The 4,079-nt window shown below is 48.3% G+C and carries 7 protein-coding genes, 1 pseudogene and 1 other annotated feature; all 8 genes and pseudogenes read left to right on the forward strand.

The genetic code is table 11. The annotated features are described in order from the left end of the window. Positions 1 to 140 (forward strand): annotated as a pseudogene (gene tuf, locus ACR0QW_RS10665) (elongation factor Tu); the annotation flags it as partial. A gap of 138 nt (positions 141 to 278) precedes the next feature. Next, positions 279 to 440: a 50S ribosomal protein L33 gene (gene rpmG / locus ACR0QW_RS10670; protein WP_022487512.1), complete on the forward strand. Its 162-nt coding sequence runs from the start codon at positions 279 to 281 to the stop codon at positions 438 to 440. Between the two features lie 12 nt (positions 441 to 452). After that, a complete protein-coding gene (secE, locus tag ACR0QW_RS10675; RefSeq protein ID WP_432643618.1) occupies positions 453 to 677 on the forward strand; it encodes a preprotein translocase subunit SecE in 225 nt (74 codons plus the stop codon). Between the two features lie 2 nt (positions 678 to 679). After that, the gene (nusG, locus tag ACR0QW_RS10680; RefSeq protein WP_432643619.1) at positions 680 to 1,252 is read left to right on the forward strand and encodes a transcription termination/antitermination protein NusG; all 573 of its coding nucleotides are present in this window, start codon (positions 680 to 682) and stop codon (positions 1,250 to 1,252) included. A 17-nt stretch (positions 1,253 to 1,269) separates the two neighbouring features. Beyond that, complete coding sequence (gene rplK / locus ACR0QW_RS10685) at positions 1,270 to 1,695, forward strand: 50S ribosomal protein L11 (RefSeq protein ID WP_071141542.1); 426 nt, start codon at positions 1,270 to 1,272, stop codon at positions 1,693 to 1,695. A gap of 51 nt (positions 1,696 to 1,746) precedes the next feature. Further along, positions 1,747 to 2,448 (forward strand): 50S ribosomal protein L1, encoded by a 702-nt coding sequence (rplA, locus tag ACR0QW_RS10690; RefSeq protein ID WP_432643620.1) that lies wholly within the window; start codon positions 1,747 to 1,749, stop codon positions 2,446 to 2,448. A gap of 164 nt (positions 2,449 to 2,612) precedes the next feature. Next, positions 2,613 to 3,146 (forward strand): 50S ribosomal protein L10, encoded by a 534-nt coding sequence (rplJ, locus tag ACR0QW_RS10695; RefSeq protein WP_432643621.1) that lies wholly within the window; start codon positions 2,613 to 2,615, stop codon positions 3,144 to 3,146. A 66-nt stretch (positions 3,147 to 3,212) separates the two neighbouring features. After that, positions 3,213 to 3,578, forward strand: coding sequence for a 50S ribosomal protein L7/L12 (gene rplL / locus ACR0QW_RS10700; RefSeq protein WP_432643622.1), 366 nt, complete (start codon positions 3,213 to 3,215; stop codon positions 3,576 to 3,578). Positions 3,579 to 3,703: 125 nt separating this feature from the next. Continuing rightward, positions 3,704 to 3,923: a binding site (T-box leader), on the forward strand. Positions 3,924 to 4,079: the final 156 nt, after the last annotated feature.

Raw genomic sequence — 4,079 nt, forward strand, 5'->3', positions numbered from 1 at the left:
AAATGGTTATGCCTGGCGATAACGTTGTGATGGACGTAGAACTGATCACTCCGATCGCTATCGAACAAGGTCTGCGTTTCGCTATCCGCGAAGGCGGCCATACCGTTGGCGCCGGTGTTGTTACCGAAATCGAAGCTTAATTCAACCACAAGATGAAAAATGAGGCCGATGCAATTCCCCGGCCTCACTTTTTTGTTGACATCTTGACGGTTCTATGATAACCTTTATAGGCGGCTTTTGGGAATCAAGAGTTTTGAATGTAAGTGAGGTGTTAAGAAATGGCAGCTGGAAACCGTGTGGGTATTACCCTGGCTTGCACCGAATGCAAACAGCGTAACTACCAGACTACGAAGAATAAAAAGAACGATACTGAACGTATCGAAATCAAAAAGTATTGCAAGTTCTGCAAAAAGCATACGTTGCATAAAGAAACGAAATAAGGTGGATCGAGTATGACAGCATCACAACTCACCCCGGAAGTGAAAAAGTCCTCTGGTGTAGGCGGTTTTCTCCGAGATGTGAAAATCGAAATGAAAAAAGTGACCTGGCCGACGAAACGGGAACTGACGGGATACACCATCACTGTGATCGTATCCTCTCTGCTTGCAGCGTTTCTCATCTGGGGCATTGATGCTATTTTATCCGTATTGTTTCGTTTAGTGATGGGAGTGCATTAAGCATGGAAGGTCAAAAGCACTGGTATGTCATTCATACTTATTCCGGTTATGAGAATAAGGTCAAAATGAATCTGGAAAGCAAGATCCATTCCCTGGGAATGGAAGAACAGATTTTCCAGGTGCTGGTTCCCATGCAGAATGAAGTGGACGCAAAGGATGACCAGCAGAAGGTTGTGGCACGGAAAGTATTCCCGGGCTATGTCCTCATTGAAATGATCGTCAACGATCGTACCTGGTATGCTGTGCGCAACACCCCTGGTGTGACCGGCTTCGTTGGCACTGGCACGAAACCCATTCCCTTATCTGACCGTGAAGTAGAACGTATCCTCGGGGCCCAGGTCAAAGAAGGCGGCCAGGCTTCTGCTTCTGGTGAAGCAGAAGAACCGGTTGTCCGGATGGCATGCCCTGTAGGTTTGAATGATACTGTCCGCATCAAAGCCCCTGGCTTTACTGATATGGTGGGGACGGTAGCGGAGATCAACGACGAACAGCAGAAGATCAAAGTCATGGTCGAGATGTTCGGGCGTGAGACTCCCATTGAAGTTAAATTCACCCAAGTGGAAGCTATTGAATAAGTAAGGAGGTGTAAATTATGCCTAAGAAAGTCGTAAAGATGGTGAAATTGCAGGTTCCTGCTGGTAAGGCAACTCCGGCACCTCCCGTAGGCCCGGCCCTTGGCCAAGCTGGTATCAACATCATGGCCTTCGTAAAAGACTTCAACGAACGGACTGCCAAACAGGTTGGTCTGATCATTCCTGTTGAAATCACTGTATTCGAAGACCGTTCTTTCACTTTCGTTACCAAGACTCCTCCTGCAGCAGTTCTGCTGAAGAAAGCCTGCGGTATCGAAAAAGCATCCGGCGAACCCAACAAGACCAAAGTTGCCACGATCAAACGTGACAAGGTCCGTGAAATCGCTGAAAGCAAGATGAAAGACCTAAACGCTGGCTCTGTGGAAGCAGCTATGCGCATGGTGGAAGGCACTGCCCGTTCTATGGGTATTGTCGTAGAAGACTAATGTCTAAATTTGTGGGAGGCAAAAGCCGTCTGACCACAAGGAGGAACAAGAATGAAAAAAGCTGGTAAGAAATATACCGATGCCAAAAAGCTGATCGAAGCTGGCAAGGCATATTCCCCCAAGGAAGCAGTTGATCTGGTTAAAAAGACTTCTGTGACCAAATTCGACAGCACGGTTGAAGTTTCCGTCCGTCTGGGCGTAGATCCCAAGTACGCTGACCAGCAGGTCCGCGGTGCTTTGGTTCTGCCGAACGGTACCGGTAAATCCAAAACCGTCCTGGTATTCGCCAGAGGCCCCAAGGCCAAAGAAGCGGAAGCAGCTGGTGCTGATTTCGTAGGTACTGACGAATACGTTGAAAAGATCAAAGGCGGCTGGACCGACTTTGACGTCTGCGTAGCCACCCCTGACATGATGGGTACGGTTGGTCGTCTGGGTAAAATCCTGGGCCCCAAAGGCTTGATGCCTAACCCCAAAGTGGGTACTGTGACCATGGATGTCACTCGTGCCGTGAAAGAAATCAAAGCTGGTAAGATCGAATACCGTACCGACAAAGCCGGTAACGTACAGACCTCTATCGGTAAAGCTTCTTTCGACGCTGACAAACTGCTGGAAAACTATTTGACTCTGGTCACCACCCTGATCAAAGTGAAACCCTCCGGCGCTAAAGGCCAATACATCAAGAGCGTAACCCTGAGCACCACCATGGGCCCTGGCGTACCTGTAGATGTATTGAAGGCTGACAGCAACAAATAATCAAATAGAAAATGACCATCGGACCCAAGACAGCAGGCGCGCAAGCCTAACGAATTTTTCACCTGCCTAGGTCGGAGTGTTGATAAACATGACCTCCGGCTGACCCGCCGAGAGGTCTTTTCATTGATTAATACAAATTTCTTACGCAAGGAGGTGTAACACTGATGCATGATATTAGACCTGAAAAAGCTAGCAAAGTCGCCGAACTGAAAGATTTGCTGACTGCTTCTAAAGGTGTTGTTCTGGTTAACTACTGCGGCCTGACCGTAGCTGAAGATACCGAACTGAGAGCCAAGATGCGTGAAGCTGGTGTGAAGTACATGGTTGCTAAAAACACCTTCATCCGCATTGCTGCAAAAGAAGCTGGTATCGAAGGCCTGGACTCCGTCCTGGAACACAATACCGCTCTGGCCTTCTCTGCTGAAGACCCTGTTGCTCCTGCTAAAATCCTGAACGATTTCAGCAAGGATCATAAAGCTCTGGAACTGAAAGCCGGCGTCCTGGATGGCAAAGTCATCGCTGTGGACGAAGTCAAGGCTCTGGCAGAACTGCCGTCCAGAGAAGAACTGCTGGCCAAACTGGTTGGCAGCATGCAGGCCCCCATTTCCGGGCTGGTCAACGTACTGCAAGGGACCATCCGCAACTTCGTGTATACCCTGGAAGCTGTACGTCAAAAGAAAGAGCAGGAATCTGCTTAATCGTCAAACAGGCTGAATACATCGCCTGACAAAACCATTTCATAAGAAAATTTGGAGGAATGAAAAATGGATAAAGATCAAATCATGGAAGCCATTGAAAATATGACTGTTCTGGAACTGGCCGACCTGGTTAAAGCCATGGAAGACAAGTTCGGTGTTAGCGCTGCTGCTCCTGTTGCTGTAGCTGCTGCTCCTGCTGCCGGCGCTGCTGCTGCTGAAAAGACCGACTTCGACGTTGTTCTGAAAGAAGTTGGTGCCAGCAAGATCAACGTAATCAAAGTTGTTCGTGAACTGACCGGCCTGGGCCTGAAAGAAGCCAAAGCTGCTGTTGACGCTGCTCCTAACACCATCAAAGAACACGTTGCCAAAGCTGACGCTGAAGCTATGAAAGCCAAACTGGAAGAAGCTGGCGCTAGCGTAGAACTGAAATAATTTCTGCGGTACGCTGGAAAGAAGGCTGTTGCAATCGCAACAGCCTTCTTTTTTCAACTGTTTGAAAAAAATCTACATTTCCTCTTGACAAAACACCCCCTACATAGTAGGATATAGGCATATTGAAAATAGCAATGAGCGGAAAGAGTACCGCAGGGGAACTTCTACAGAGAGCCTGGCAGCTGGTGAGAGCTGGGAGACCGATAACCTGCGCGAATGCCTCCGTGAGCCGGGCCTTCGAAGTTACAGTAGAGGACCCCGGGGTTGCAGCCGTTACACATGCACAAAAGGCCGGTCTTTGGATGCCGGTAAACCAGAGTGGAACCACGAGCCATCGTCTCTGAAGCAAGGAGACGATGGCTTTTTTTTGGTTCTTTGTCAAATGTTGGGGCGAATTTCAAATCATCCACCATTCATGGACGTGAGCATTTTTGCTTACGTCCATCTTTAATTTAGTTTTACCTTAGACAACAGTAATATCCTTCCTCGAAATCGTTTAAA

This window comes from Acidaminococcus sp., assembly GCF_050873445.1.
Taxonomy (GTDB): Bacteria; Bacillota; Negativicutes; order Acidaminococcales; family Acidaminococcaceae; genus Acidaminococcus.

Bases quoted from the DNA above. Each gene is read 5' to 3' on its own strand.
- nusG (WP_432643619.1), top strand. From the start codon at position 680: ATGGAAGGTCAAAAGCACTGGTATGTCATTCATACTTATTCCGGTTAT.
- rplJ (WP_432643621.1), top strand. From the start codon at position 2,613: ATGCATGATATTAGACCTGAAAAAGCTAGCAAAGTCGCCGAACTGAAA.
- rplL (WP_432643622.1), top strand. From the start codon at position 3,213: ATGGATAAAGATCAAATCATGGAAGCCATTGAAAATATGACTGTTCTG.
- rplA (WP_432643620.1), top strand. From the start codon at position 1,747: ATGAAAAAAGCTGGTAAGAAATATACCGATGCCAAAAAGCTGATCGAA.
- rpmG (WP_022487512.1), top strand. From the start codon at position 279: ATGGCAGCTGGAAACCGTGTGGGTATTACCCTGGCTTGCACCGAATGC.
- secE (WP_432643618.1), top strand. From the start codon at position 453: ATGACAGCATCACAACTCACCCCGGAAGTGAAAAAGTCCTCTGGTGTA.
- rplK (WP_071141542.1), top strand. From the start codon at position 1,270: ATGCCTAAGAAAGTCGTAAAGATGGTGAAATTGCAGGTTCCTGCTGGT.